Source organism: Paracoccus methylarcula, from assembly GCF_003007735.2.
Classification (GTDB): Bacteria; Pseudomonadota; Alphaproteobacteria; order Rhodobacterales; family Rhodobacteraceae; genus Paracoccus; species Paracoccus methylarcula.
The window spans coordinates 39,572-63,632 of sequence record NZ_PXNQ02000006.1; the positions used below are offsets into that span (position 1 = coordinate 39,572).

Annotated in this window: 26 protein-coding genes; 17 read left to right on the forward strand and 9 right to left on the reverse strand. The window is 61.5% G+C overall.

The genetic code is table 11. The features are described 5' to 3' along the window. Positions 1–26: 26 nt before the first annotated feature. The 5 genes from A7A09_RS10600 to uraH all read left to right on the forward strand — a co-directional run bounded on the left by A7A09_RS10600 (position 27) and on the right by uraH (position 3,854). Positions 27–1,019: a TRAP transporter substrate-binding protein gene (locus tag A7A09_RS10600; protein ID WP_106691389.1), complete on the forward strand. Its 993-nt coding sequence runs from the start codon at positions 27–29 to the stop codon at positions 1,017–1,019. A 25-nt stretch (positions 1,020–1,044) separates the two neighbouring features. Next, a complete protein-coding gene (locus A7A09_RS10605) occupies positions 1,045–1,542 on the forward strand; it encodes a TRAP transporter small permease (protein WP_106691390.1) in 498 nt (165 codons plus the stop codon). Between the two features lie 12 nt (positions 1,543–1,554). After that, positions 1,555–2,835, forward strand: coding sequence for a TRAP transporter large permease (locus tag A7A09_RS10610; RefSeq protein WP_106691391.1), 1,281 nt, complete (start codon positions 1,555–1,557; stop codon positions 2,833–2,835). Between the two features lie 141 nt (positions 2,836–2,976). After that, positions 2,977–3,459, forward strand: a complete 483-nt coding sequence (locus A7A09_RS10615; protein WP_106691392.1) for a hydroxyisourate hydrolase — start codon at positions 2,977–2,979, stop codon at positions 3,457–3,459. Between the two features lie 41 nt (positions 3,460–3,500). Then, positions 3,501–3,854 carry a hydroxyisourate hydrolase gene (gene uraH / locus A7A09_RS10620; RefSeq protein ID WP_106691393.1) on the forward strand — a complete coding sequence of 118 codons (354 nt, stop codon included), beginning with the start codon at positions 3,501–3,503 and terminating at the stop codon, positions 3,852–3,854. A 77-nt stretch (positions 3,855–3,931) separates the two neighbouring features. On the opposite strand, the gene A7A09_RS10625 is transcribed toward uraH, so the two are convergent. The 6 genes from A7A09_RS10625 to A7A09_RS10650 form a co-directional block, all read right to left on the reverse strand. Continuing rightward, positions 3,932–4,732 carry a hypothetical protein gene (locus A7A09_RS10625; protein WP_106691394.1) on the reverse strand — a complete coding sequence of 267 codons (801 nt, stop codon included), beginning with the start codon at positions 4,730–4,732 and terminating at the stop codon, positions 3,932–3,934. Positions 4,733–4,745: 13 nt separating this feature from the next. After that, on the reverse strand, positions 4,746–6,155 hold the full coding sequence (gene hydA / locus A7A09_RS10630) for a dihydropyrimidinase (protein WP_106691395.1): 1,410 nt from the start codon (positions 6,153–6,155) through the stop codon (positions 4,746–4,748). Positions 6,156–6,166: 11 nt separating this feature from the next. Next, the gene (locus A7A09_RS10635; RefSeq protein WP_106691396.1) at positions 6,167–7,465 is read right to left on the reverse strand and encodes a TRAP transporter large permease; all 1,299 of its coding nucleotides are present in this window, start codon (positions 7,463–7,465) and stop codon (positions 6,167–6,169) included. Between the two features lie 3 nt (positions 7,466–7,468). Continuing rightward, positions 7,469–8,023, reverse strand: a complete 555-nt coding sequence (locus tag A7A09_RS10640; RefSeq protein ID WP_106691397.1) for a TRAP transporter small permease subunit — start codon at positions 8,021–8,023, stop codon at positions 7,469–7,471. Positions 8,024–8,092: 69 nt separating this feature from the next. Beyond that, entirely contained in the window at positions 8,093–9,130 is a 1,038-nt protein-coding gene (locus A7A09_RS10645) for a TRAP transporter substrate-binding protein (protein WP_106691398.1), read from the reverse strand. 42 nt (positions 9,131–9,172) lie between these two features. Further along, a complete protein-coding gene (locus tag A7A09_RS10650) occupies positions 9,173–9,904 on the reverse strand; it encodes a GntR family transcriptional regulator (protein ID WP_170167077.1) in 732 nt (243 codons plus the stop codon). Positions 9,905–10,036: 132 nt separating this feature from the next. Between A7A09_RS10650 and A7A09_RS10655 the strand changes: the two genes are divergently transcribed. Next, a complete protein-coding gene (locus tag A7A09_RS10655) occupies positions 10,037–10,762 on the forward strand; it encodes a maleate cis-trans isomerase family protein (RefSeq protein WP_106691400.1) in 726 nt (241 codons plus the stop codon). Positions 10,763–10,936: 174 nt separating this feature from the next. Here the strand turns inward: A7A09_RS10655 and A7A09_RS10660 are convergent, their stop codons facing one another. Further along, positions 10,937–11,629 carry a GntR family transcriptional regulator gene (locus tag A7A09_RS10660; RefSeq protein ID WP_106691401.1) on the reverse strand — a complete coding sequence of 231 codons (693 nt, stop codon included), beginning with the start codon at positions 11,627–11,629 and terminating at the stop codon, positions 10,937–10,939. Between the two features lie 64 nt (positions 11,630–11,693). On the opposite strand from A7A09_RS10660, the gene A7A09_RS10665 reads away from it, so the two are divergent. From A7A09_RS10665 to A7A09_RS10690, 7 genes are all read left to right on the forward strand, one after another. After that, a complete protein-coding gene (locus A7A09_RS10665; RefSeq protein ID WP_106691402.1) occupies positions 11,694–12,821 on the forward strand; it encodes a TRAP transporter substrate-binding protein in 1,128 nt (375 codons plus the stop codon). 69 nt (positions 12,822–12,890) lie between these two features. Continuing rightward, positions 12,891–13,391: a TRAP transporter small permease gene (locus A7A09_RS10670; protein ID WP_170167078.1), complete on the forward strand. Its 501-nt coding sequence runs from the start codon at positions 12,891–12,893 to the stop codon at positions 13,389–13,391. A gap of 19 nt (positions 13,392–13,410) precedes the next feature. Continuing rightward, positions 13,411–14,706 (forward strand): TRAP transporter large permease, encoded by a 1,296-nt coding sequence (locus A7A09_RS10675; RefSeq protein ID WP_106691404.1) that lies wholly within the window; start codon positions 13,411–13,413, stop codon positions 14,704–14,706. A 14-nt stretch (positions 14,707–14,720) separates the two neighbouring features. After that, positions 14,721–15,464 (forward strand): aspartate/glutamate racemase family protein, encoded by a 744-nt coding sequence (locus tag A7A09_RS10680; RefSeq protein WP_106691405.1) that lies wholly within the window; start codon positions 14,721–14,723, stop codon positions 15,462–15,464. Next, the gene (locus A7A09_RS10685) at positions 15,461–16,867 is read left to right on the forward strand and encodes an amidase (RefSeq protein ID WP_106691406.1); all 1,407 of its coding nucleotides are present in this window, start codon (positions 15,461–15,463) and stop codon (positions 16,865–16,867) included. Before A7A09_RS10680 ends, A7A09_RS10685 begins: the two co-directional genes overlap by 4 nt. Continuing rightward, positions 16,857–16,985, forward strand: coding sequence for a hypothetical protein (locus tag A7A09_RS21850; RefSeq protein ID WP_281277492.1), 129 nt, complete (start codon positions 16,857–16,859; stop codon positions 16,983–16,985). The genes A7A09_RS10685 and A7A09_RS21850 overlap by 11 nt, the downstream gene beginning before the upstream one ends. 490 nt (positions 16,986–17,475) lie before the next feature. Next, complete coding sequence (locus A7A09_RS10690; RefSeq protein WP_106691407.1) at positions 17,476–18,336, forward strand: GNAT family N-acetyltransferase; 861 nt, start codon at positions 17,476–17,478, stop codon at positions 18,334–18,336. Between the two features lie 13 nt (positions 18,337–18,349). Here the strand turns inward: A7A09_RS10690 and A7A09_RS10695 are convergent, their stop codons facing one another. Further along, a complete protein-coding gene (locus A7A09_RS10695; RefSeq protein WP_106691408.1) occupies positions 18,350–19,639 on the reverse strand; it encodes an NAD(P)/FAD-dependent oxidoreductase in 1,290 nt (429 codons plus the stop codon). Between the two features lie 14 nt (positions 19,640–19,653). Further along, a complete protein-coding gene (locus A7A09_RS10700) occupies positions 19,654–20,319 on the reverse strand; it encodes a haloacid dehalogenase type II (protein WP_106691409.1) in 666 nt (221 codons plus the stop codon). Between the two features lie 254 nt (positions 20,320–20,573). On the opposite strand from A7A09_RS10700, the gene A7A09_RS10710 reads away from it, so the two are divergent. From A7A09_RS10710 to A7A09_RS10725, 4 genes are all read left to right on the forward strand, one after another. Then, positions 20,574–20,759 (forward strand): hypothetical protein, encoded by a 186-nt coding sequence (locus A7A09_RS10710; RefSeq protein ID WP_148043641.1) that lies wholly within the window; start codon positions 20,574–20,576, stop codon positions 20,757–20,759. A gap of 126 nt (positions 20,760–20,885) precedes the next feature. Further along, a complete protein-coding gene (locus A7A09_RS10715) occupies positions 20,886–21,734 on the forward strand; it encodes a GNAT family N-acetyltransferase (RefSeq protein ID WP_211341105.1) in 849 nt (282 codons plus the stop codon). 16 nt (positions 21,735–21,750) lie between these two features. Then, on the forward strand, positions 21,751–23,127 hold the full coding sequence (locus tag A7A09_RS10720) for an aspartate aminotransferase family protein (protein WP_106691575.1): 1,377 nt from the start codon (positions 21,751–21,753) through the stop codon (positions 23,125–23,127). Next, positions 23,124–24,035: a 2-hydroxyacid dehydrogenase gene (locus A7A09_RS10725; RefSeq protein ID WP_106691412.1), complete on the forward strand. Its 912-nt coding sequence runs from the start codon at positions 23,124–23,126 to the stop codon at positions 24,033–24,035. Before A7A09_RS10720 ends, A7A09_RS10725 begins: the two co-directional genes overlap by 4 nt. Positions 24,036–24,061 lie beyond the last annotated feature (26 nt).

Here is a 24,061-nt window from a genome sequence, read left to right on the forward strand (position 1 = left end):
TCGCAATTCAACAGGAAGGGAAAAACATGAACAAAACTGTAGCCGCACTTATTGGCATGGCCTTTTCGCTGGCCACGCTTGGCACCGCCTCGGCGGAAACCATTCGCATCGCGGGCAATTTCGCAGGCGAGCATTCGTCCAGCCAGGCGATGCTGGTGTTCAAGGAGGAAATCGAGAAGCTCACCGATGGCGAGCTGGAGGTGAACATCTTCCCGGCCCAGCAATTGGGAGGCGCGGCCGAGAATGTTCAGGCGGTCAAGCTGGGCGCGGTCGAGCTGATCTGGGTTGGAACCGCCTATCTGACCCGGACGATCCCCGAACTGGAGGTTCTCGGTGTGCCGTTCCAGTTCCCCGACCGCGAGACCGCGTTCAAGGTCGTTGACGGTCCGCTGGGTGCCAAGCTTGACGAACATCTCGCCGAGGAATCGCTGGCGTCACTGGGCTATATGGAACTCGGCTTTCGGCAGTTGACCAATAATGTCCGCCCGATCGAGTCCATAGACGATATCGCGGGGCTCAAGATCCGGCTGCAACCCAACGAGACCCACCTGGCCACGTTCCGCGCCCTGGGTGCCAACCCGGTCGCCATGGATGTCAAGGAGCTTTATTCCGCGCTTGAGCAAGGGGTGATCGATGGGCAGGAGAACCCGTTCTCGATCATCGTGGTTTCCCGTTATTCCGAGATCCAGAAGCATCTCAGCGACACCCGGCACTTCTTCGACTTCATCTCGGTGGTGGCGAACAAGGACTGGCTTGATGAACTGAGCCCCGAGCATCGGGACGCGGTGCAAGAGGCGATGAACAAGGCGATCGCGTTCCAGCGTGAACTTGCAATCGAGCAGGAGAGCGAGGCACTGGACAAGCTGATCGAGGAAGGCATGACCTTCACGCCGGTCTCGGACGAACTGGCTGCCGATCTGCGATCCAAGACGGCCGATGTGGCCACCTCGGTGCGCGAACGGATCGGCGACGAGTTGTTCACGCTGGTCGATTCCGAAATAGCCGCAAGCACGGAATGACCCGGCTCGCCGGGCGGGAGAACCAATGGAACGCGTGTTTACCCTGGTCTTGTCGCGTGTCGATGCCGTGGCACGGGTGGTCCTGCTTGGATGCATGACGGTGATGATCGTGGTCGTCGCCACGCAGGTCCTGATGCGCTACGCATTCAACGCCTCGATCGACTGGGCCGACGAGGTCTCCCGGCTGGCCTTTGTCTGGTCGATCTTCATCGCCATTCCGCTGGGAATTCGCGAGGGAGCCCATGTCGGCATCGAGCTGTTGATAAACAAGCTGCCACGAAAGCTGGCCCGGCAAGTGACCCGGACCATGCTGGCGCTGGCTTTCCTGCTGATGTGCGTGGTGACCTATGAAGCCGTTGTCGTCGCCTACGAGACATGGTCCGAACGCCTGGGCGCGATCAATATCTCGTCCAGCTATTTCTTCGTGGCGGTGATTGTCGGCTCGGCCCATGCGGCGCTGCACCTGCTTCACCTCGTGCTTCACCCGCTGGACGAGCACGGCCCGGAATACCCGATCGATTAAGGATATATCAGCATGAGCCTTATCGTCATTTTCCTTTTTCTCGGCCTTGCCGCGCTGGGGATGCCACTGGCCTTTTCGCTGGGCGTGTCAGCGCTTGGGGGACTGGTGCTTTCCGGGTTCGATCTTGCCGTGCTGCCGCCGCGGATCATGAACTCGGTCAACTCCTTCCCGCTGATGTCGATCCCCCTGTTCATGGTGACAGGGGAGCTGATGCTGAAGGGCGGCATCATGGAGCGGCTGGTGGATTTCGCCAATGCCTTCGTCGGGCGCGTGCGCGGTGGCCTGGCGCAGGTGGCGCTGCTGTCGGGCGCCGGGCTAGCCTCGGTATCGGGGGCTGCGGTGGCGGATGCCAGCGCGCTGTCGGCAACGCTCGTGCCGTCGTTGAAAAAGCAGTATGGCCTGGGATTTTCCACCGGGATCGTCGCGGCGGCGGCAAACCTGGGTCCGATCATTCCGCCATCCGGCGCGATGATCGTCTATGCCTTCATGGCCGGCTCCAGCGTGTCCGTCGGGGGCATGTTCATGGCGGGCGTGATCCCGGGGCTGATCCTGGTGCTGGTGCTGATGTCGCTGTGCTGGCTGATCTCGTATGTTCGGGACTATCCGCTCGTTGGCGAAAAAGTGAGCCTTTCGAATATCCTCCACCAGCTTCGCCGGTCCTTCGTCGTCTTCATGATGCCGATCGTGGTGATCGGAGGCATCGTCGGCGGTGCCTTCACGCCGACCGAGGGGGCTGCGGTAGGGGTGGTCTACGCGCTCCTGCTGGGCTTTTTCGTGACCCGCAGGCTGCGGCTCGCCGATCTGCCGGGGGTGCTGCTGCAGGCAGCCAAGACCTCGGCCATTGTCGGTGCGATGATCGCCTATGCCTCGACCGTCACCTTCCTGTTCACCATCGATTTGCTGCCGATGCAGTTGGCGGGATTCGTGAACCAGTTGACCGAAAGCCCGACCATGTTCCTGATCCTGGTGGCATTGATGCTGATCGTGGTCGGGATGTTTCTGGAATCGAACGCGGCCTATATCATGCTGGTGCCGTTGTTCCACCCGATCGCGATCACCTATGGCATCGATCCGCTGCATTTCGGCTTTCTGTTCGTGTTCAACCTGGTCATCGGCATGCTGACACCGCCCGTGGGCGTGGTCCTGTTCGTCGTCTGCGGCATAACGGGGGTGAAAATGGGCGAGCTTGTGCGGGAAAGCTGGCCTTTCATCGTGGCGATGTACGTGCTGCTGATCATCTGCATGTTCGTGCCGGGTATCGTCACCTGGCTGCCGCACCGCTTGGGCTACTGAAGCATTTCCGGCAGGGGCGGGTATCGCCCTTGCCGAAAATGCGGCGAGCGATACCCGCACCGGCAAAGGCACGACGATAACGGAGCCCGAAAAAAGGTCCCATCGCTCGGGAAGGTCAAATAACAGGGGGAGAAGTCGAGAATGGAATTTCCAGACATGAACCGGCGCGAATTCGTGACCGGGCTGGGGATCGGAGCGGCAGGGCTGTCCGCGATATACGGGGATGGCACGCTCGTCTCACCGGCACATGCGGCCACGCAGGCGACAGGCGGGCAATTGACCCTCCACGCGATCGATACCCATTTCGGGCAAACCCGCGCCGATCTGCAGATCGACCTGTCGATGCAGGATGCGGACGGAACCTACCAGTTCGTCAAGAGTGTCACGACGGTCGAACGCGGGCGGACCGAGAACCCTGTGCTTGAACCGGGCGAGCTGCGCATCGGCCGCTATGAACTGCTCATGTATCTGGACGACTACTTCGCCCGCTTCGCAACCGAACTGCCGAACCCGCCCTTTCTTGGCAAGGTTCCGATCCGTTTCGGCGTGTTTGATGGGTCGCAGAACTTCCATGTGCCGATCCTGTTCAGCCCATGGAGCTATTCCTATTATCGCGGCAGCTGAGTCCCGGCCAGACAGTATAATCTATCAAGGAGGAGATCGAGATGGCTGGCATCACCACCCATGTTCTCGACAATGAAACCGGCAGCCCGGGGGTCGGCATGCGCATCGATTTCTCGGTTTTCGAGAATGGCGAATACCGTCTTTTGAAAACAGTCCAGACCAATCAGGAAGGCCGGACCGACGAGATGATCCTGACCCCGGAGGAAACCCGGATCGGACAATACCAACTGTTGTTCCATGTTGACGAATATTACCGCAGCAAGGGTACGGACCTGCCTGAGCCGCCTTTTATCGAGAAGGTGCCTGTGAATTTCTCGGTCTTCGATACCGGGCAGCATTATCATGTGCCGATGCTGTGCACTCCCTGGACCTGCACCACCTACCGCGGGAGTTGATCCCGGACCCTTGCCGATCGAGATTTTGGAGGGGAAGCGATCCCGATGGCCGCTTCCCGTTTCGTGTTCACGCAACTTTATCTTGTGCTGGATATCACTGCCTCGCGCCTTGCCGAGACAAGGACCAGCAGTACGGTCACGAGTACTCCCGCCACAAGCGCAGCCGTGAAGGCGAGGCTTGGCCCAAGTGACGATAGCGTAACCGACAGCACGAAGGAGAAGGCCGCGAGGCTGGAGATGCCAAGCATGATCGCGTGAAGCGTCGAGATCGCGATTTCGGCGCCCAGTCTTTGGTGAATGGTCACTGAGATCACCGTCAGGCCGATCGGGTAGGCGATCAGGAACCCGGCCCAGACCGGTCCGAGCCGATCCGCCGCAAACGTCACGACACCCACGAGCAGACCGGCGGCCAGGCCGCGCAGGATCAGCAGCATATAGGTGCCCTTTGCGCGCGCCACGCCATGCGGCCGCACGAAGTGAACGGCCAGTCTTCGCACAGCCAGCATCGACAATGTAAAGATCAACAGTCCCATCCAGGGCGATGCGGGTAACAGAGACAGCAGCAAGGCGCTGATCACCCAGGCGAATATCGCCGCGCCGATTGCCGCACGCGATCTTGCGGCGACGGCCACGTAACCCAGCAGGAACGCTTGCGTCGCAGCAAGCGAGGTCAGCGACGCGGCCGCGGCATCAGCACTGAAAGCCTGGCTCTGCTCGCGGATCAGGAAGAAGAATGCCGGACCGATGACGATCGGCAGCCCTGCGAGAGCACCGCCGATCTTCGGGCCAAGATGCTCGGCGGCCAGAGTGACCCCGATGACGATCGCGGCGGTAGCGGCGATCCGGACAAGCAGCTCGATTTCCGGTCCGAAGGTCATGTCGAATGGCGGCTCATGGAAGCGTGTCCGGCGTTCCGCATTCCAGGAATTGACCGCGCCCCGGATTGCCGAGGCATTCGCCGTCGCGGATCACCACCGCTCCACGCGACAGGACGATTTCAGGCCAGCCGGTGACTTGCCGGCCCTCGTAGGGGGTGTAATCGACATTGTGATGCAGCATGTCATTGGTGATGGTCACCTGCTTCTGTGGATCCCATATCGCGATATCGGCGTCGGAACCGATGGCGATGGTGCCCTTGCGGGGCATCAGGCCGTAGAGGCGCGCCGGATTGGTCGATGTCAGTTCGACGAACCGGCGCAGCGAGATACGCCCCTTGACGACCCCTTCCGAGAACAGCAGCGGCAGCCGTGTCTCGACCCCGGGAATGCCGTTCGGGACATGGCTGAAACCGCTCGTCTCGCCGCCCACCTTCTTGCCTTCCGGATCGTCGAAACGGAAAGGCGCGTGGTCAGAGGAGAAGACCTGGAAGGTGCCGTCCTGAAGCCCGCGCCAGACCGACTCCTGGCTGGCCGTGTCGCGTGGCGGCGGGCTGCAGATGTGCTTTGCGCCTTCGAATCCGCCGAGATCGAGGTCATCCGCGGTCAGGAAAAGATACTGCGGGCAGGTTTCGGCAAAGACACGAGTTCCCCTGTGACGCGCGGTGACGATCTGTTGCATCGCCTCTCCGCCCGAGACATGAACCACGAGAATCGGCGTGTCCACCACTTCGGCCAGCGAGATGGCCCGGTGCGTGGCCTCTCGCTCGGCAATGGCGGGACGGGCGGTCGCGTGAAAGCGCGGCGCGGTATCTCCTGCCCGTTCCAGTGCTTCGGTGAGCCATGCGATGATGTCGGAATTCTCGGCATGGATCATGGTCAGCGCACCCTCGCGCTTTGCCAGGGCCAGCACCTCGATGATCTGGCGGTCGTCAAGCTTGAGATCGTCATAGGTCGTGTAGATCTTGAACGAGCTGTAGCCGTCACGGATCAGTGCCGGCAGTTCCTGGCCGAGAACCTGTTCGGTCGGATCCGTGACGATGAGGTGAAAGGCATAGTCGATGACGGATTTGCCATTTGCGCGTTCGTGATAGTCGCTGACCGCCGCGCGCAGGCTTTGGCCTTTCTGCTGGCAGGCGAAGGGGATGACCGTCGTGGTGCCTCCGAAAGCGGCAGAGAGCGGCCCGCTGGCGAAATCATCGGCCATGCGCGAGCCGTCCGAGGTAGGCTGGTCGAAATGACAATGCGCATCCACGCCCCCCGGCAGGACCAGTTTCCCGGTTGCGTCGATCTCGTCCTTCGCGCGGGGCAGTTCGACAGCCAGGGTAACGATGCGCCCGTCACGGATGCCTATATCGGCTTTGAATTCCGCCGATGCGGTAGCAACGGTGCCGCCGCGAATAACAAGATCCAGAGGTTCGGTCATGGCTTGCTCCGTCAATTATACATGGTTCGTGGCAGCCAGGTGACGATGCCGGGGAACCAGATCAGCAGAAGTACGAAAAGGATCATGATGATGACATAGGGAAACGCGCCACGGATGAGATCCATGAATGGCCCATCGTCCTGGCGGACCCCATGAACCACGTAAAGGTTCATGCCGACCGGCGGCGTGATCATGCCCAGTTCGCACATGATGATGATAAATATGCCGAACCAGACCGGATCGATCCCCATTGCCGTCACTACCGGCACGGCAATGGGGATAGTCAGCACCATCATTGACAGCACGTCCATGAACATCCCCAGCAGAACGTAGAAGACGATCAGCACCAGCAGCAGTTGGGTAGCCGTCAGGCCAAGCGAAGTGACCCAGTTGGTTGTCGTCTGTGCGACGCCGGTCAGCGACAGCGTGACGTTCAGCACGAAAGCTGCCATCACGATCAGCAGCACCATGCCGGTGGTTCGGGCGGTCTGAATGAAGCATCGGCCAAAGAACTCGATGCTGAAATGGCCGCCGATCCCGACGATGACAAGCGCTGTTGCAACGCCGAGCGCCGCCGATTCCGTAGGCGTCGCGATCCCCAGATAGATCGACCCCATGACCACCAGAAAGATGATGGCTGGCGGAATCAACGCGGTAGAGGCTCGCAGCTTCTCGGATAGCGGCACTTCCGCGATCTGAGACGAGGTGTCGTTCCAGTTGTTGATGATGATCCAGATCATGAAGAACGCCACCAGCAACAACCCGGGGAGGATGCCCGCGACGAAGAGCTGACCGATGGAGGTTTCGGCAAGCGAGCCGTAGATCAGCAGGTTGACGCTTGGCGGGATCAGGATCCCGAGCGTCCCGCCCGCGGCGATGGAGCCCAGCGACTGCGCCTTGTCGTAGCCGCGCTCGTTCAGCGACGGCGTTGCGACCGTGCCGATGGTGGCCGCGGTGGCCACCGACGATCCGGACGTTGCCGCGAACATCGCGCAGCAGCCGATATTGGTGTGCAGCAACCCGCCGGGCAGGCGGTTAAGCCATAACGCGGTGGCGCCATACATCTTGTCGGCCATGCCGGAGCGCAGCATCAGCTCTCCCAGCAGGATGAAAAGTGGGATTGCCGTCAGCAGGTTGTCGTTCATGACCGACCACATCACCGGGCCCGTGCTGTCGAGCAAGGGCCATCCAAAGGCCAGGACGCCGCCGATGACGCCCATTACCAGCATGACGGATGCGATCGGGATCCCCAGCAACATGATGAAGATCATGATCAGGAAAGAAATGGCGATGGTTGTGATTCCGACCATGATTCAGCGACGCTCCATATCGGAAAGTTCCTCGGCCAGTTCTTCCTGGGCGGTCTTGGGGTGGAACTCTGCGTTCAGACGATCGAACTGTCCGGTGAAGAACAGCCGCGACGCCCGGCCAAACATCCAGAGCGACGCCAGGGTGAAGATCAGCATGGCGCCATACCAGATCGCCTGCGGATAGATGAGCGGCGTGGACCAGGCGGTCGGCGCGGTAGAGTTGTATGTCAGGGTATCGTGGATGACCAACCAGATATACCGTGCCACGAACAGGCCGAAAAGCGCGAGAGACAGTGACGCCAGCCAGCTGAGCGCTGCCTGCACCGTCGGAGAAAACCTGGTATACAAGAGGTCAATGCGGATATGGGCGCGCTCGGAAAGTGCGATGGTGAACGCCAGCGCACCGCTGACCGCCAAGACATAACCACCCAACTCGTCTGCCCCCTGCAGCGATGCGCCGAATATCTTGCGCATGACGGTCTCGAGTGTCACGAACAGCGACAACCCAACCAGAAGCAGGCCAAATAGCCAGCTTACGAAGACGATGAAACGATGCATGACGATCCCCCAGTCGATTGTAGCCTGCGGCCCGATATCCGGGCGGGCCGCAGGCCAGTCAGGTCAGGTTCATTTGGCGACGCGCGCGCCCACGGTATCCATCCAGGATTGTGAGCAGCCTTCAGTGCTGGCATCGCAGACTTGCGCCCAGGCCGGGAACGACACGTTCATCAGGCCCTCGGATACCACCGCGAGATCCTCGTCCGAGACGGGAACCTCGGTCAGCTCGAATGGCTTGTTCAACTCGCAAGGCGTCTTGCCGACATTACAGTTCATCGCATCGACATAGAGTTCTTCCGAATAGGTCCAGATCTCATCGATCAACTCATCGAAGGCCGCCTGGATTTTCTGCTGCTCTTCGGCGGAGAAACTGTTCCAGGTGTTCAGATTCATGCCGTAACCTTGGACCGCAAAGCGGTAGGACAAGGGCAGAATATGGGTCGTGACCTCGGGCCAGTCCGAGGCGTTCGCGGAACTCGGTCCGGTGATCGCGCAATCGACAACCCCGCGGGCGAGGGACTGATAGACTTCGGAGAACCCCATCTGAACCGGAATGGCGCCGATGGATTCGATGAATTTGGAAAGTGTCTGGTCGTCTGTCCGGATCTTGACGCCACTCAGATCCGAAAGCCCGGTAATTTCCTTGTTGCAGAACAGAACCTGCGGTCCGAACGGCCAAAGACCCAGCAGCTTGGTATTGAAGTTCTTCTGGAGATTTTCATCGACGACGGGGCCGAACTCGGCCATCGTTTCACGGCCGTTTTGATAGTCGGTGTTGAGCCCGACCAGATCGAGCCCCATGATGACCGGCGAATCCCGGCTGACTTGCTGCAGGCGCAACGAAATGATGTCGAACAGGCCGGATTTCAGGATGCGAAGTTCTTCCGCGCCCTTGACCCCGGTCTGATCCAGTGTCTGGAAATTGGCGGTCACGTCCAGCCCGGTCTTTTCGGCAAAATTCTGAAAGAACGGAGCTTCCTTGTTCTTCTGGATTTCACCCGTGGCACCGGGTTGGCCAAGGACCTTGAGTGCCCGGGTCTCGGCGGTCGCGGTGGTGGCCAGGGCGCAACTCAGCGCGATGGCAGTGAGGGTTATCAGTTTTTTCATGTGTCCGCTCCCTTTGGACATTGGTGTTGAAGAAAATGATGATTATCCGCTGTCTTGATCCGCAGTTCTCAGCATCTCCGGTGAGGCATCGCTTCTTTTGCTGACGAATTCGCCAACCAATGTGCCCGTCCGCAGGACGTGGTCGCGCATCAGCTCGGCCGCCCCGGCACAGTCCCCATCGTTGATCGCCTGCATGAAAGCTTCGTGTTCCGACATTGCTTCGTTCCAGCGACTTTGCGAATGGAGCGCGAAGTAGCGGACCCGGCGCGAGCGGATCATCAATCCGGCATGCAGGTCCCGAAGAACCTGGTTGGCAGACAGGGCGACGATCCGGTTGTGGATGTCGTAATCGTTCTGAAAGCATTCCCTGCGCTGACCCTTTCCATGCAGGTCGATCATCCGGGCATGCATCTGGTTGAGCTGTTCGAGATCGGTCGCGGTCATCCTTGCCATCGCCAGCTCCAGCGCGATGCGTTCCAGATTGGCGAGAACTTCGAACTGCTGCAGAACCTCATCGGACGAAATCGTCGAGACCGTGGCGCCGCGATTGGGATAGAAAGTCACCAAACCCTCGACTTCCAGGACCCGGAATGCCTCGCGCAGCGGGTTCCGGGAGATCGCGAAAAGTTTGCAGAGCTCCGCCTCGATCAGGCGAGAGCCGGGCAGTAGTTCGCCGTTGATGATCATCTCGCGCAATATCTCGACGGCCTCGGCATGGAGGGCACGCCGTCTAAGTGGCCGCTGGGTGGGTGATGCTGTGCGGAAAGTCTCCATGGCATTAGCATCGCAACAAATCATGTCCAAGAAAAGGAAATCTTATTATTAAAAAACAATTATCTAATAATAAATTGCATTCAATACTACAATGTTGTTACGCTTGATTCGACAAAAACGGAAAGGATTCGCATGCCACATAATCGAACATTGATCGGTGTTTTGACGCCATCGTCCAACACTGTGCTCGAGCCACTCACCAGCGCCATGGTAGCGGAACTGCCTGACGTTTCCGCCCATTTCGGGCGTTTCACCGTGACCGAAATCTCGATGAACGAGGGGTCGCAATCACAGTTCGACCTTGAGAATCCCCTGAATGCCGCCCGCATGCTGGCGGATGCGCGGGTCGATGCCATCGTCTGGAGCGGCACCTCGGCCAGTTGGCTTGGCTTCGACCGCGATCAGCGGCTTTGCGAGCGCATCAAGGAGGAAACCGGCATTCCCGCAGATTCCTCGGTATTGGCCATCAACGATCTTTTTGCCGCTTCGGGGGCGACCACGTTTGGCCTGGTCAGCCCTTACGTGGATGACGTGCAGGAGCGTATCGTCGCGAATTACGCCCGCAGCGGCCTTGAATGCGTCGCCGAACGGCACCTGAACGAAACGGTGAATTATGCCTTCGCCGAATTCGATGAAGCCACCATCGCCGAACAGATCCGCCAGGTTGCCGGGGCAGGCCCGGATGCGATTACCGTTATGTGCACCAATATGCGCGGGGCCCGAATAGTTCCGGAACTGGAGGAAGAGTTGGGAATTCCAATCTTCGATTCTACTGCCGCTGCGGTCTGGACCGGAATGAAGCTGGCTGGTGACGATCCCGCCCGAATCAGGGGATGGGGGCGTCTTTTCGGGATGTAAGCTGCCACCATCACGACGCAGTTGTGACAGAGAGGGGCTGCTGATCCCTGGCGGGGCTGAACTGGATAATCGTTGTCGCGTTGTCGGGTCAGCTAATGGTAAGATACTGGATTCGCGGAGGAAGCCCTTCGCGAATATCCATGGCAGGGTTCATCTGATCCTGGTCCCGCGATGTCATGTCGGGGATTCCTTCAAGGATTGAAGCAAGGCTTCCCCAGTCATCTGCAGATGTGCGCGCCAGATGCGCGCCGCCAGCTCGCTGTCGCCCTGCCGCAGGGCAATCATCAGGTCTTCGTGCTGCTGCATCGCTTCCGCCCACCGGGTTCCGGACAATATGGCCAGGTATCTTCCCCGCCTTGCGCGCAGCATGAGACGCTCATGCGTATCCCTGAGAATCGGATTTCCGGAATGCTCGACAAGGAAATCGTGAATCTCGGAATTCAGCTCGAAATAGCGTGACCTGTCGCCCTGATCGAAAGCCTTTTTCATCCTGGAATGCAGGTTCTCCAGCTTCCTCGTTTGTTGCGGGCTGAGGCAGGTGGCTGCCTGCTCTGCGGCAAGGGCCTCAAGCACCGCTATCACCTGGAACAGGGTTTCGATCTCTGCGGCATCCAGGGGCTTGACCATCGCCCCCCTGTGCGCCGGGCTTTCGACCAGACCATCAAGCGTCAGTGTCTTGATCGCCTCGCGAATCGGTGTTCGCGACACCCCCAGCTGCGCGGACAGATCATGTTCGATAATGCGGTCTCCGGGCTGTAGCGCGCCGGTGACAATCATTTCACGCAAGGACGCGACAACCTCGTCATGCAGGGAAAGCCGTTTGATCGGCCTTCGCTTTGTTTTCCCCGTATTTCCTTGTTTGTCCATTTTCGCGTGACCTGTCTTGCCGCCGACAGTCTAGGCCGGCTCGCATCCATTGTCCACTTGTTGCATGTTGCATATTGCATGCAATCGAGGTAAAAGCGGAACACCGGAACGTTTGGCGACGAAAATTCTGCGCGGCGTCGGGACCGGCAAACAAACCAGAAAAACGATCTTCAAGACAGGGAAAGCCATGACAATCTCAATCAAAGCCGCAATGGTGGCTGCCGGTGTCGCGGCGGGTAGTTTCGCGACCGCGCAAGCCGATACGATCCGGTTGTCGACGACAGTCGCGGAAACCTCCAATTGGGTCGCGGCAGCCAACAAGTTCAAGGAACTGCTCGAAGAGCGCAGCGACGGCGCCCACACGGTCGAAGTCTATCCCTCGGGTACGCTGGTTGGCGGCAATGATCGGGTGGAACTGGAAATGGCCCAGGCCGGGGCAGTGGACATCATCATGAAATCCACTCCTTGGCTCAGCCAGATCATCGGCGATTTCATGGTCGTTTCAATGCCCTGGATATTCCCGGACACGGACGCGGCCATGGCTGTCATGGACGGACCGGTTGGTCAGCGCCTGTCGGCCGATCTTGCCAAGACGGGGGTCGAACCCCTGGCGTGGGGCTCGGGCAGTTTCTTCCAGCTTTACACCAATCCCGGCCCGATCGAGACGCCCGACGACATCAAGGGCGTGAAGATCAGAACGCCGGGCCTCGATCTCTATCTCGACAGCTGGTCCTCCATCGGCGCAGTGCCCGTGGCCATGAGTTTTGCAGAAGTCTTCACCGCCCTTCAGGCTGGCGCGATCGATGGCGGCATCTCCCCTATCCCGTTGATCTATGCCTCGCGTTTCTTCGAAGTTTCGAAGAATATCGCCATCATCAATTTCTCCTTCGAAGCCATCGGGATGCTGGGTAGCACGACCGCGCTGGCGCGATTCTCCGAAGACGACCGCGAACTGATCCGGCAGGCGGCAAAGGACGCGATGCTGTTCCAACGCCAACTCGCGGAAGAGGAAGAGGCCGAACTGGCGGCCAAGATGGAGGCCGAAGGCGTGATCATCCAGACACCTTCCGACGAGGCGATGGCCGATTTCAAGCTGCGAGTGCAGCCGGTTTATGACGCCTTCCGGTCTGAAATCGGCGAAGAACTGGTCAGCGAAGTCGAAGCCGAAGTCGCAAAGCTCTCCAGCAATTAACGATCTTGCCGCGGCGCATGCGCTTTGGGGCGCCGCGGCATCCTGATCCTTTTCCGGGAGATGGCTGTCATGCCGCGTATGATGATCATTCTGAGCGATTGGCTCGACCGCATCGAGAAAGCAATCGTCGTATTCCTGATCGGGGGCATCGTTCTGCTGGTCTTTTCCGGCGCGCTCTCCCGATACATGTTTTCCTATTCGATTGCATGGTCCGAGGAACTGGCAAGGTACTTCTTTCTCTGGGGGGCGCTTTTCGGGGCGGCCGTCGCCTGCCGGTATGGCCAGCACGGGGGCATCCCGCTGCTGGTCGACAAGTTCCCTCCCAGTGTCCAGAGATGGGTCGAGCGGCTGGTCTTCGCGGGTATGCTGGGCTTCCTGGGCTATCTGGCATGGCAAAGCCTTGGGACCACCGGCCGCGCGTTTTCGACCGGGCAAATCAGCACCACAACCAAGATCCCCGTCTGGGTCGTCAATCTTGGCATGCTCATCGCCTTTTGCCTGGCGATCCTGCGCACCATACAGGGCTACTTCGCAGGGGCATACCGGGTTGACCGGCCGGTAATCGAATAAGCCGCAAGGATCGCCGAACATGGATTTACTGACCAACCCGGCCGTCATCGGCCTGTTCATATTCTTTGCCCTTCTGGCACTGAACTTCCCGGTTTTCACCGCGATCGGGCTTGCCGGGCTTGCCGCCTTCGTGGTTTTCGAAGCCGGGCCGCTGAGCGTCATGCCCTACGTGTTTTCCGGCTCGCTGGACAGTTTTCCCCTGCTCGCGACACCGCTGTTCATCGTCGCGGGCAACATGATCACCCGCACCGGCATCGCCAACAAGCTGGTCCGGGTCGCTGAACTGATCGTCGGGCCGCTGCCGGGCGGGCTTGCGCTGACCGTTCTGGTCACCGGCGCGGTTCTGGCGTCGATGTCAGGCTCGAACATCGCGACCGTGGCGGCGCTCAGCTTTCTCGTGAAGCCGATGGCGGAACGCGGATATCCGCGCGCATTCGCCGTGGCCTGCGTGGCCGCGGGATGCACCTTCGGGGTAGTCATTCCGCCCTCTATCGGTTTCATTATCTACGGCGTCGTAACCGAGACCTCGATCCCCAAGCTGTTCGCCGCAGGCGTTGGTCCGGGCATGGTCATGCTGACTATCCTGGGTGGTTACGTGCTTTACGTGTCCTGGCGCAGGGGCTATGCGGGCGCCACGCTGGAGCCGCGCACGATGAGCAATTTCATCGATGCGGTAAAGGATGCGTTCTGGGGCCTCATGGCGCCGGTGATCATCCTGGGGGGCATCTATACCGGGATCTTCACCGCCACCGAGGCCGCCGCCGTCGCGGTGGTCTACCTGTTCATCATCGACCGGCTCGTATACCATTCGATCCGCCTGCGCGATCTGCCGGATGTGCTGTTCGATTCCGGGCGCACCATTGGTGTCATCGTGCTGATCATCGCGACTTCGGCGGTCTATGGCTGGGTGATGCAGACCCAGGGCCTGGCAACCCGGCTGAACGAGGCCGTGCTGTCGGCGTCGGGCGGAAATACGGTGCTTATCCTGCTGTTTTTCAACGTGATACTTCTGGTCGTCGGCGCCTTTCTGGAGCCGATCGCGGCGATGTATCTCCTTGTGCCGTTGTTCAAGCCGACACTCGAAGCAATAGGCTTTGACCTTGTGCATTTCGGCGCGGTGCTGACCGTCAATCTTTCGATGGCACATCTCACGCCGCCGGTCGGTGTCGGGTTGTATCTGGCGTCGCAGCTGGGCGGAGTTCCGTTCGCGCGTGCCGCAAGATACGCGATCCCCTTCGTCATCCTCGAATTCCTGATCGTGCTGATCGTGACCTATGTCAAACCGATCGCGATGTTTCTTCCCTCACTGATGTAACCAGAGGCAGTCCCATGCGCATACTGATGATAAATCCCAACACGAGCAGTGCGTTGACCGACCGTCTCGAAGCTGCGGCGCGCAGCGTCCTGTCGCCCGGCACAGTTCTGGAAACCGTCACGGCTGCCACCGGCGTTCCCTATATCTCGACACGGACAGAGGCGTTGGTGGGGGGGCTTCAGACACTCGAGATACTCGCCGAGCGGCATCAGGATTACGACGCTGCAATCGTCGCGGCATTCGGAGATCCGGGTCTTGGCGCCGCGCGCGAGCTTTTCGACATCCCCGTGGTTGGATTGGCCGAAGCGGGGATGCTGACGGCCTGCATGATGGGTGGGAAATTCGCCATCGTCACTTTCGCGCAGGCGCTAGGTCCATGGTATCAGGAATGCGTCGAATGGCACCGCATGCAAGATCGCTGCGCCGGTATTTTCATGGCCGAGGGGGCGTTTTCAGCGATCGAGGATGTCCAGGACGAGAAGGAGGCGGCCCTGATAGAACTCTCCAACAGGGCCATAAAGGAAGGCCAGACCGATGTCATCGTATTGGCCGGTGCACCCCTGGCAGGCCTTGCCCCGCGCATTCGCGACCGTCTGGCCGTTCCAGTGGTCGATTGCGCCCAAGCGGCGATTCGGCAGGCGGAAACCCTGGCCGCGCTGCGGCCCCGCGGCGCGGAGTCCGGCAGCTTTCGCCGGCCGGCGGCGAAGCCGTCAATCGGTCTGTCCCCCGCACTTGAAGCAAGGATTGCCTGGAAATGACCAAGGATGTTTTCTGGAAGCTTGGAATATGCGAATTGTCGCAAGCCTATCGCAACGGGGCGATGACACCCATCGAGGTGGCAGAGGCCTATCGAGCGCGCATCGACCGCATCGATCCGATCCTGAATTGCTACGTCGCGATAAATCCCGCCCTGGCGGATGAGGCGGCAGAAAGCGCGGACCGCATTGCCGCCGGGGCTCCGCGATCTCCGCTCGAGGGGGTCCCGGTGGCGGTCAAGGACAATCTGGTGACGCGTGGCATGCCTGTCAGTTGGGGCAGCGCAGTTTTTGCCGAGCAGGGAATCTGCAGTCATGACGAATTGCCCGTCTCCCGGCTGAGAGAAGCCGGGGCGGTCATCCTCGGCAAGACCAACACCCCGGAATTCGCGGTCGAAGGTTACACCCATAACCGGCTTTACGGCACCACCGGCAACGCCTGGAACCCGGCGCTGACACCGGGTGGTTCTTCGGGCGGCTCGGTCTCTGCCGTGGCCGCCGGACTTGCCGCGGCGGCTATCGGGACGGATGGCGGCGGATCGATACGGCGTCCGGCGGGCTATACCGGCCTGCTTGGCCTGAAGCCGACAATAGGGGCGGTGCCGCGCGCGGGTGGCCTGCCGCAGGTTCTTCTCGACTTCGAAGTCGTTGGAGGGCTGGCCCGCTCCGCCGCCGATCAGCGTGTTTTGCACGCAGTGCTGGCGGGGGAGGATCGAGCCGATCCGATGTCACGCCGCCGGATATCGGGACAGCCGCTCCCGGAAAGCCTGCGGATTCTCTACGTGCCGGTTCTGGGGGATAATCCCTGCGATCCGGGGATCCTGAAGTGTTGCGGAGAACTGGCGGACAGGTTGCGCGATCTTGGGCATCAGGTGACCGAGGACGCGATGCCCTTCGACCTTGCTGCCCTCAACGATTTCTGGCCCCGTTTTGGACAGATCGGCCTTGCGGCGATGCGCAATGCCATTCCCGAAATGGCGGCAAAGGCGTCGTCCCCCTATCTCGACATGGCGGATATGGGCGCTTCGGTGGCTGCTCCGGATTTCTATGCTGCGCTTGATCTGGTTCGCGACCTGCGGGCCGCGACCTCGGCATTCTTTGCCGACTGGAACGTGATCATGACCCCGTCCTCCGCCGCGCAGCCATGGGCGGCCGCCGAGCCATTTCCGCCGGAAATAGCCGGTCGGCCCGTCGGACCACGGGGGCACGCGGTTTACACAGGTTGGGTGAACGCGGCGGGCCTGCCGGGGCTGAACCTGTCCGCCGGGATGGATGGCGACGGAATGCCGGTCGGGGCTCAACTGGTGGGAGACTTGTTCTCCGAGTCGATGCTTCTGGACATGGCGGCATCGCTGGAGGCCGACCATGGCGGGTGGCGTTTCCCGGATTGGCTGGATGATGAATGAGATCGAGGATTTAAACCTCGCCCAATCGGTCTGGCAGGATTTGAGAGGTCATGGCTTCTCGTTTGCAGGGGATGGCCATCGCTCGATTGGTTCACGTTATTCGATGTTGGCCTTTTGAACGTCCGTTCCCCCGGTTTCGTTGCGTCAGCACAGTTGCATCGCCGCAAGACCGCTTGCCGCCCTTGCTGCCGTTGAAGTTGTGGTCCCACCGAACTGGTTCTACCGTCGATGAGAATGCAGCCGGGCGTTGAAGCTTCATGCAATCCACTGTCGATCCGTCCGAGAACCAGCAACATAGTCAACGCTCGCAACCAGACACACATGTTGGAGGGGGGCGACGACCGTTCGCGGAGGACAGTCTCGCGCAAATCCAGGCGCTGGAGAAACACGACCGAACGCAAACAAAAACCTCCGGGTAGCCTTCGCCGCACAATGCTGCCGTCTCGGCGCTGGATACAGCAGAAAAATGCGCAGTTTCTGGGCGACAATCTGACATAAACAGGTTCTTCTGTCCTGGAACGAGGGACGGTTCATGATGATTACGGCAAGGCAACAGGATAATGGTAGACGACGGTGCCGGGCAAAGAGGTTCGGAACAGGCTGATTTGATGCGAGTTGATAATTTTGATGTGCAGGCACGGCGGATCGCACCCGAGGACCGCGCGCTGCTGCATGAATTGACCGTCGGTGTGTTCTGGCCCCATCGGGCGCATGATCTCGACATGTTCATTTCACTGGGCGAGGGCTATCTCGCCACCGATGAGATCGGACGGGCACTGGGCTCGGCGATGTATTTCCGTGCGGGTGACGATTTTGCAATGCTCGGCATGATGGTCACCGCGCCGCGTCTGCAAACCCTGGGGACCGGCCGCTGGCTCTTGCGCCGGGTCATGCGGGATTGCGAGGGCTGCGACCTGCGGTTGAGCGCGACGCGGCAGGGCTATCGGCTGTATGAAAGCGCGGGTTTCACGCCCCTGCATACCATCCGGCAGCACCAGGGGACGGTCCGTGGCGTTGCCGTGCCCGAGCCTGTGCCCGGAATGACTATCCGGACGATGACCTCTGTAGATGTCCCGGTCATCCGTGCGCTTGACCGTCATGCCTATGGGGCGGAACGACGGGTGACGCTGGACCGGATGCTGGATCTTTCCTCGGGGCTGGTTATCGAGACCGACGGCGAGATCCGCGGCTTTGCGATGCTGCGGAAATTCGGGCGCGGCATGGTGATCGGCCCGCTGGTGGCCGAGGATGACCGCATGGCGATGGCGCTGGCCGCGCCGTTGATCCAGCGCCATCAGGGCGGGTTCATGCGCCTCGATACCCCGGTGCAAAGCGAGGCTTTCTCGGAATTCCTGACCGATGCGGGCATGGTGCTCCATGATACAGTCACCGAGATGTATCATGGAACGCAACGGCGGCCGCTGAAGGGGATGCAGATCTACGGCCTGGCTTCGCATTCCCTTGGCTGATGGCGTCCGGCCGTCACGATAGCCGGTCCTTCAGCCCGAACCACAGCCCGACCAGCGGCAGGAACCACGGCTTGCCGCTGTGGAAGGGGATGGCGGGCCAGTCCAGCCCGTCAAGCGGGTTGCTGCCCGCGCGACCCAATGCCATGTCGGCAAGCGCCTGCCCGACCAATGTGGACATCTGCGCGCCATGGCCGGAATATCCCATGCCATAGATCATGCCATCGGCCTCTCCCGCACGCGGGAACCGGTCCTTGGTCATGCCCACGAGGCCGCCCCAGCAATAGTCGATTTCGACATCCGCCAGATGCGGAAAGATCCGGATCATCGAGGCCCGCAGGATCTCGCCCGATCTGGCATCGGATTGCTGGTTCGACACTGCCGAGAACCGCGTCCGCCCGCCGAAGATCAGCCGGTTGTCGGACGACAGGCGGAAATAGTTCCCTATATTCATCGAGGTGACGCAGGTCCGGTTGCCCGGCAGAGTGGCCGCGATCTCTTTGGCGGTCAGCGGCCGTGTCGCGATGATGAATGAGCCGACCGAGATGATCCGCCGCCGGAAATAGCGCAGCACTTCGCCGCGACTCTCTCCGGAATAGGCGCCTGTGGCGGCGATCACCCGCTCGGCGCGGAGGCTACCTTTCGGCGTCACCAACTCCCAGCCACTGGAGGTAGCGCGGCGTTCGGTCACGGGCGCATTCTCCCAGATGCACGCGCCGTGACGCTGAGCCGCGCGGGCCAGCCCGACCACATAGCGTCCCATATGCATCATAGCGGATTTGCCATAGAGCATCGCGCCGTGAAAGGCTTCCGAGCCGATCTCGTCTTGCAACTCGCCGCGTTCGAGCCAGCGTGTATCGGCATCAACCTCGCGATGGATCAGGTCGAAATTCGCCCGAAGCCCGTCCACATGCGAGGGCTTCGATGCGAGTTTCAGCTTGCCCGAGCGCCGAAAATCGCAGTCGATCCCCTCTTCGACGATGACTTGCTCGATCATGTCGATCGAGCGGTCATAGGCGTGATAAAGCGCATGCGCGCGTTCCGCGCCCAGATGGGCCTTGGCTTCGGCATAGCCATGCGCGATCCCGTTATTGAGATGGCCGCCATTGCGCCCCGATCCCCCCGCGCCCGCGTGATGTGCCTCGAGCACGGCGACGCGCAGCCCTTCGCGGGCCAATTTGCGCGCGGCATTCAGCCCGGTGAAACCGGCCCCGATCACCGCGACATCATAGGCTCCCTCGACCGGCCCCGTTTCGGCGCCGGTAAAGGGAGAGGCGGTGTCATGCCAGTAGGACATATATTTCATCGCGCCTCCGGCCCCTAGAGACCGGCCAGCGCGGCAAGGCCGGACGTGTCGGCAATCTCGGCATAGCCATAGAAGGGATTGGCGGGCTCGTGACCGCGATTGACCCATACCTTGTTCCTGATGCCCAGATCATGGGCGGTCATCAGGTCATAGCGGAAACTCGACGAGACATGCAGCACATCCTCGGGTCCGCATCCCAGCATGTCGAACATATACTCGAAAGCGCGCATCTGCGGTTTATAGGCCTGCGCGTCCTCGGCGGTGAGGACATGCGCGATCGGTGCGCCGAGCCGGGCGATATTATGCGGGATCTGGCTGTTCATCGAGTTGGTCAGCGCGACCAGCGGAATCCTGTCCCCGATTGCCGCCAGCCCCGCGGGCACATCGGGATGCGGCCCCCATGTCGGCACGCGTTCATAAATGTCGGCGGCGATGACTGGGTCGAATGGCACTGCGTTGCGCCTGCAGGTTCGTTCCAGCGCATTATGGACCACCTCGGCATAGGGTTTCCACGCGCCCAGAACCTCGTCCAGCCGGTAGGCGGCGAAATCGCGGATGAACGCCTCCATCTGCTCGGGGGACAGCCGCTCTGTGTAATGATGGCGTGCGGCGCCCGCCATGTCGAAGAAGATCATCGTGCCGTGGCAGTCGAAGGTGATGAATTTGGGGCGGAAGGTCATTGTTCTCTCCGGAGGATCATCGATGCTCCAAGCATTGCCGCTTTGCCGCGACAGGGATTGCCGCGTTTGACGATTTCAGCGCAGGATATTCCGTTGCGCGGACAGTTGGCGGCAAAAGGTGCTGCCTGTCCGCCAAGATCGGCGTCGATGGCGGCGCAGGAGGGGACATGGTCGGGACGAAGCATGACCCGGCATATGAAAGCGGGCAATGACCTCGTCGCACATATCGCATAGATGCGGAAACGACCGGGCGGGTGCCCTTGGACGCGGCCAGTTTCGGCACCGGGGCGGGGTTGTTCCAGGCCGCAGCCATTCCTTCGGTGATCTGCGGGCCGGGCGATACTGCGCGGGCATATCGGCCCGAGGAATATCTGACCCGCGAGGAACTGCACGCTGCCTGCAAGATGGTGCTTGCGCCTGGCCGAAAGCTTGCCGCCTGAGCGCGGCATTTCCTGCGGTGCAAGGCGGGGGGAGCGATGCAAACTGCCGCTGCGCGCCGCGATCAGGACAAACATGCCGCCACCCCTTGCCTAGGCTGACAGGGACGAAACACGGGGATCAAATTCATGACCAGTGCCGGAAATTCCTCTCCTGCCATCGCCGCGCAGCATTTGCGGATCGAACCTTTCGCCACAGAGCATCTGGACGCCGCCCTGCATCTTTCCCGGCAGGTCGGCTGGCCGCACCGGATCGAGGACTGGGCGCTGAATGCCTCGATCTCCGGGGGCGTGGTTGCGCTGGAGGGCGACAGGGTGGTCGGCACCGCCCTTTGCACGATTTTCGGCGACGTGGCCCAGCTCAACATGATCATCGTCGATGTGCGGATGCGCGGGCGGGGGCTGGGGCGCCGCGTGATGGAGGCGGTGATCGCGATGGCGGGCCCGCGCGAGATGCGGCTGGTGGCGACGCAGGAGGGGTTGCCCCTGTATGAAAAGCTGGGTTTCACCGCGACCGGGCAGATCGCCCAGCATCAGGGGATCGCCAAGGCCACGACGCCCGATCTGCCGGTGGGCGACGGGGATTCCGGGGATGTCGAACGGCTTGCCGTCATGGATCGCGCGGCTTCGGGGATGGCGCGGACCGGGCTGTTGCGGAGGATTGCCGGGCGGGGACAGGTGCTGCTAGCCGAGGACGGCTTTGCCATGCTGCGCGAATTCGGCAGGGGCCATGTGCTGGGGCCGGTCGTGGCGCGTGATGCGGCGACCGCCCGTGCCTTGATCGCCGAAGGGGCAAGGCGCTGCGCGGGCGGGTTCCTGCGCGTCGATCTGCCCCGGGAACGCGGGCTGTCCGATCATGCCGCCTCCCTGGGGCTTGCCCATGTCGGTGGGGGCACCGCGATGACATGCCGGGCGGCGATTGCATCGGAACAAAAAGATTTCACGACCTATGCCCTCGTCTCGCAGGCTTTGGGCTGATTTCACGGAGATGAACATGCTGAGCAATTCCCTTGCCGAACTGGACCGCCGCCACCTCGTCCATCCGGTTTCGTCCTTCCGTGGCCACGAGGCGCGCGGCGTCAGGCTGCTGCAATCCGCCCGGGGCGCGGTCGTGACCGATGCCGAGGGGCGCGACCTGATCGACGGTTTCGCCGGGCTGTGGTGCGTGAATGCCGGTTACGGCCATGAAAGCGTGGTCGAGGCCGCCGCCGCGCAGATGCGGCAGCTTCCCTATGCAACCGGTTATTTCGATCTGGGGGCCGAGGCGCCGATCCGGCTGGCCGCCGAACTGGCCGAGCGTGCGCCGGGCGATCTGGACCATGTCTATTTCTGCCTTGGCGGATCGGACGCGGTGGACAGCACGATCCGCTTCATCCGCTATTACTGGCATTCCAGGGGCAAGCCGCAGCGCGACCTGTTCATCTCGGTCGGGCAGGGCTATCACGGCAGTGCCTCGGGCGGGGCCGGGCTTACGGCTTTGCCGGCCTTTCACGAAGGCTTCGGCCTGCCCTATGACTGGCAGCACAAGATTTCGTCGCATTACATCTATCGCAATCCCGTGGGACAGGACCCGCAGGCGATCATCGATGCATCGCTGGCGGAATTGCGCGCCAAGCTGGCCGAGATCGGCGAGGATCGCGTCGCGGCATTTTATGTGGAGCCGATCCAGGGATCGGGCGGGGTGCTGGTGCCGCCGCCGGGCTGGATCAAGGCCATGCGCGATCTTTGCGCCGAGCACGAGGTCCTGTTCGTCGCCGACGAGGTCATTACCGGTTTCGGGCGCACGGGCCCGCTTTTCGCCTGCGAGGACGAGGGGATCGTGCCGGACCTGATGACCGTCGCAAAGGGCCTGACCTCGGGCTATGTGCCGATGGGCGCGGTGTTCATGCGCAACCATGTCTACGAGACCATCGCCGAAGGCGCAGGCGCGAAGGCGGTGGGGCATGGCTTCACCTATTCCGCGCATCCGGTATCCGCCGCCGTCGCGCTGGAGGTGCTGGCGCTCTACGAGGGCGGGCTTTTCGAGAATGGCCGCCGGATGGGCGCGCGCCTGATGGCGGGGCTGGCGGAGTTGCGGGATCATCCGCTGGTCGGCGATGTGCGGGGCAGGGGCATGCTGGCGGCGGTCGAGCTGGTCACGGACAAGCGCAACAAGACCCCGCTTCCCGCGGCGCTGGATCCTGCCAACCGCCTGTTCGACCGGGCATGGGAGCAGGGCCTGATCGTTCGGTCCTTCGCGCAGGGAATCCTTGGCTATGCGCCGCCGCTTTGCTGCACGGCGGATGAGATCGACGCCATCGTCGAACGCAGCCGCAAGGTGCTGGACCTGACGCTGGAAGATCCCGAGATCCGCAAGGTGCTTCGCGGATGACGCTGCTCTATCTCTCGACACCCGAGCGGATCGCGGTCTGGGCGCCGCTGCTTGCCGAGGCGGGCGAGGATATGGTGGTCGGAGAAGAGGCGGTCACCGATCCCGCCGCAATCACCCATATCGCCTGCTGGATGCCGCCACGGGACCTGTCGCGTTATCCCAACCTGAAAACCGTGATCAGCGTCGGGGCCGGGGTGGACCAGATGCCACCACTGCCCGAAGGTGTGGCCTTGTCGCGGACCATTGCTCCGGGGATCGAAGAGATGGTCCGGGACTGGGTGGTGATGGCGTCACTGATGTTGCATCGGGACATGCCGCGCTATCTGGAGCAGGCCGGGCGCGGGGAGTGGGTGACACATCACGCCCGCTTGGCCCGGACCTGCCGCGCAGGCATCATGGGTATGGGCCGGATAGGACGGCTTGCAGCACAGAGCCTTGCGGCCCTTGGTTTCCCGGTGGCGGGTTGGAGCCGTTCGGGCGCGCCGGTCGAAGGGCTGGAGGTCTTTGCCGCCGATACCCTGGGCGATTTCCTGGCGCGGACGGATCTGCTGATCTGCCTGCTGCCCTTGACCGATGAAACGCGGGGGCTGTTGAACGCGCCGCTATTCGCGCAGTTGCCGCGCGGAGCGCGCCTCGTCCATGCAGGACGCGGGCCGCAGCTTGACATGGAGGCGCTGCGCGCGGCGCTGGACGATGGCCGGTTGTCCGCCGCCATGCTGGATGTCACCGATCCCGAGCCGCTGCCCGCCGATCATTGGGCCTGGCACGATCCAAGGATCGTCGTGACTCCGCATGTCGCCTCGCATACCGATCCCGAGGAGGGCGCGCGCCACGTGTTGGCGGTGATGCGCGCCAGCCGCGAAGGCCGGCCGATTCCCGGTCTCGTGGACCCTGGTCGCGGCTATTGAAACGGCAAGGGGAGGGCGCGGCATAT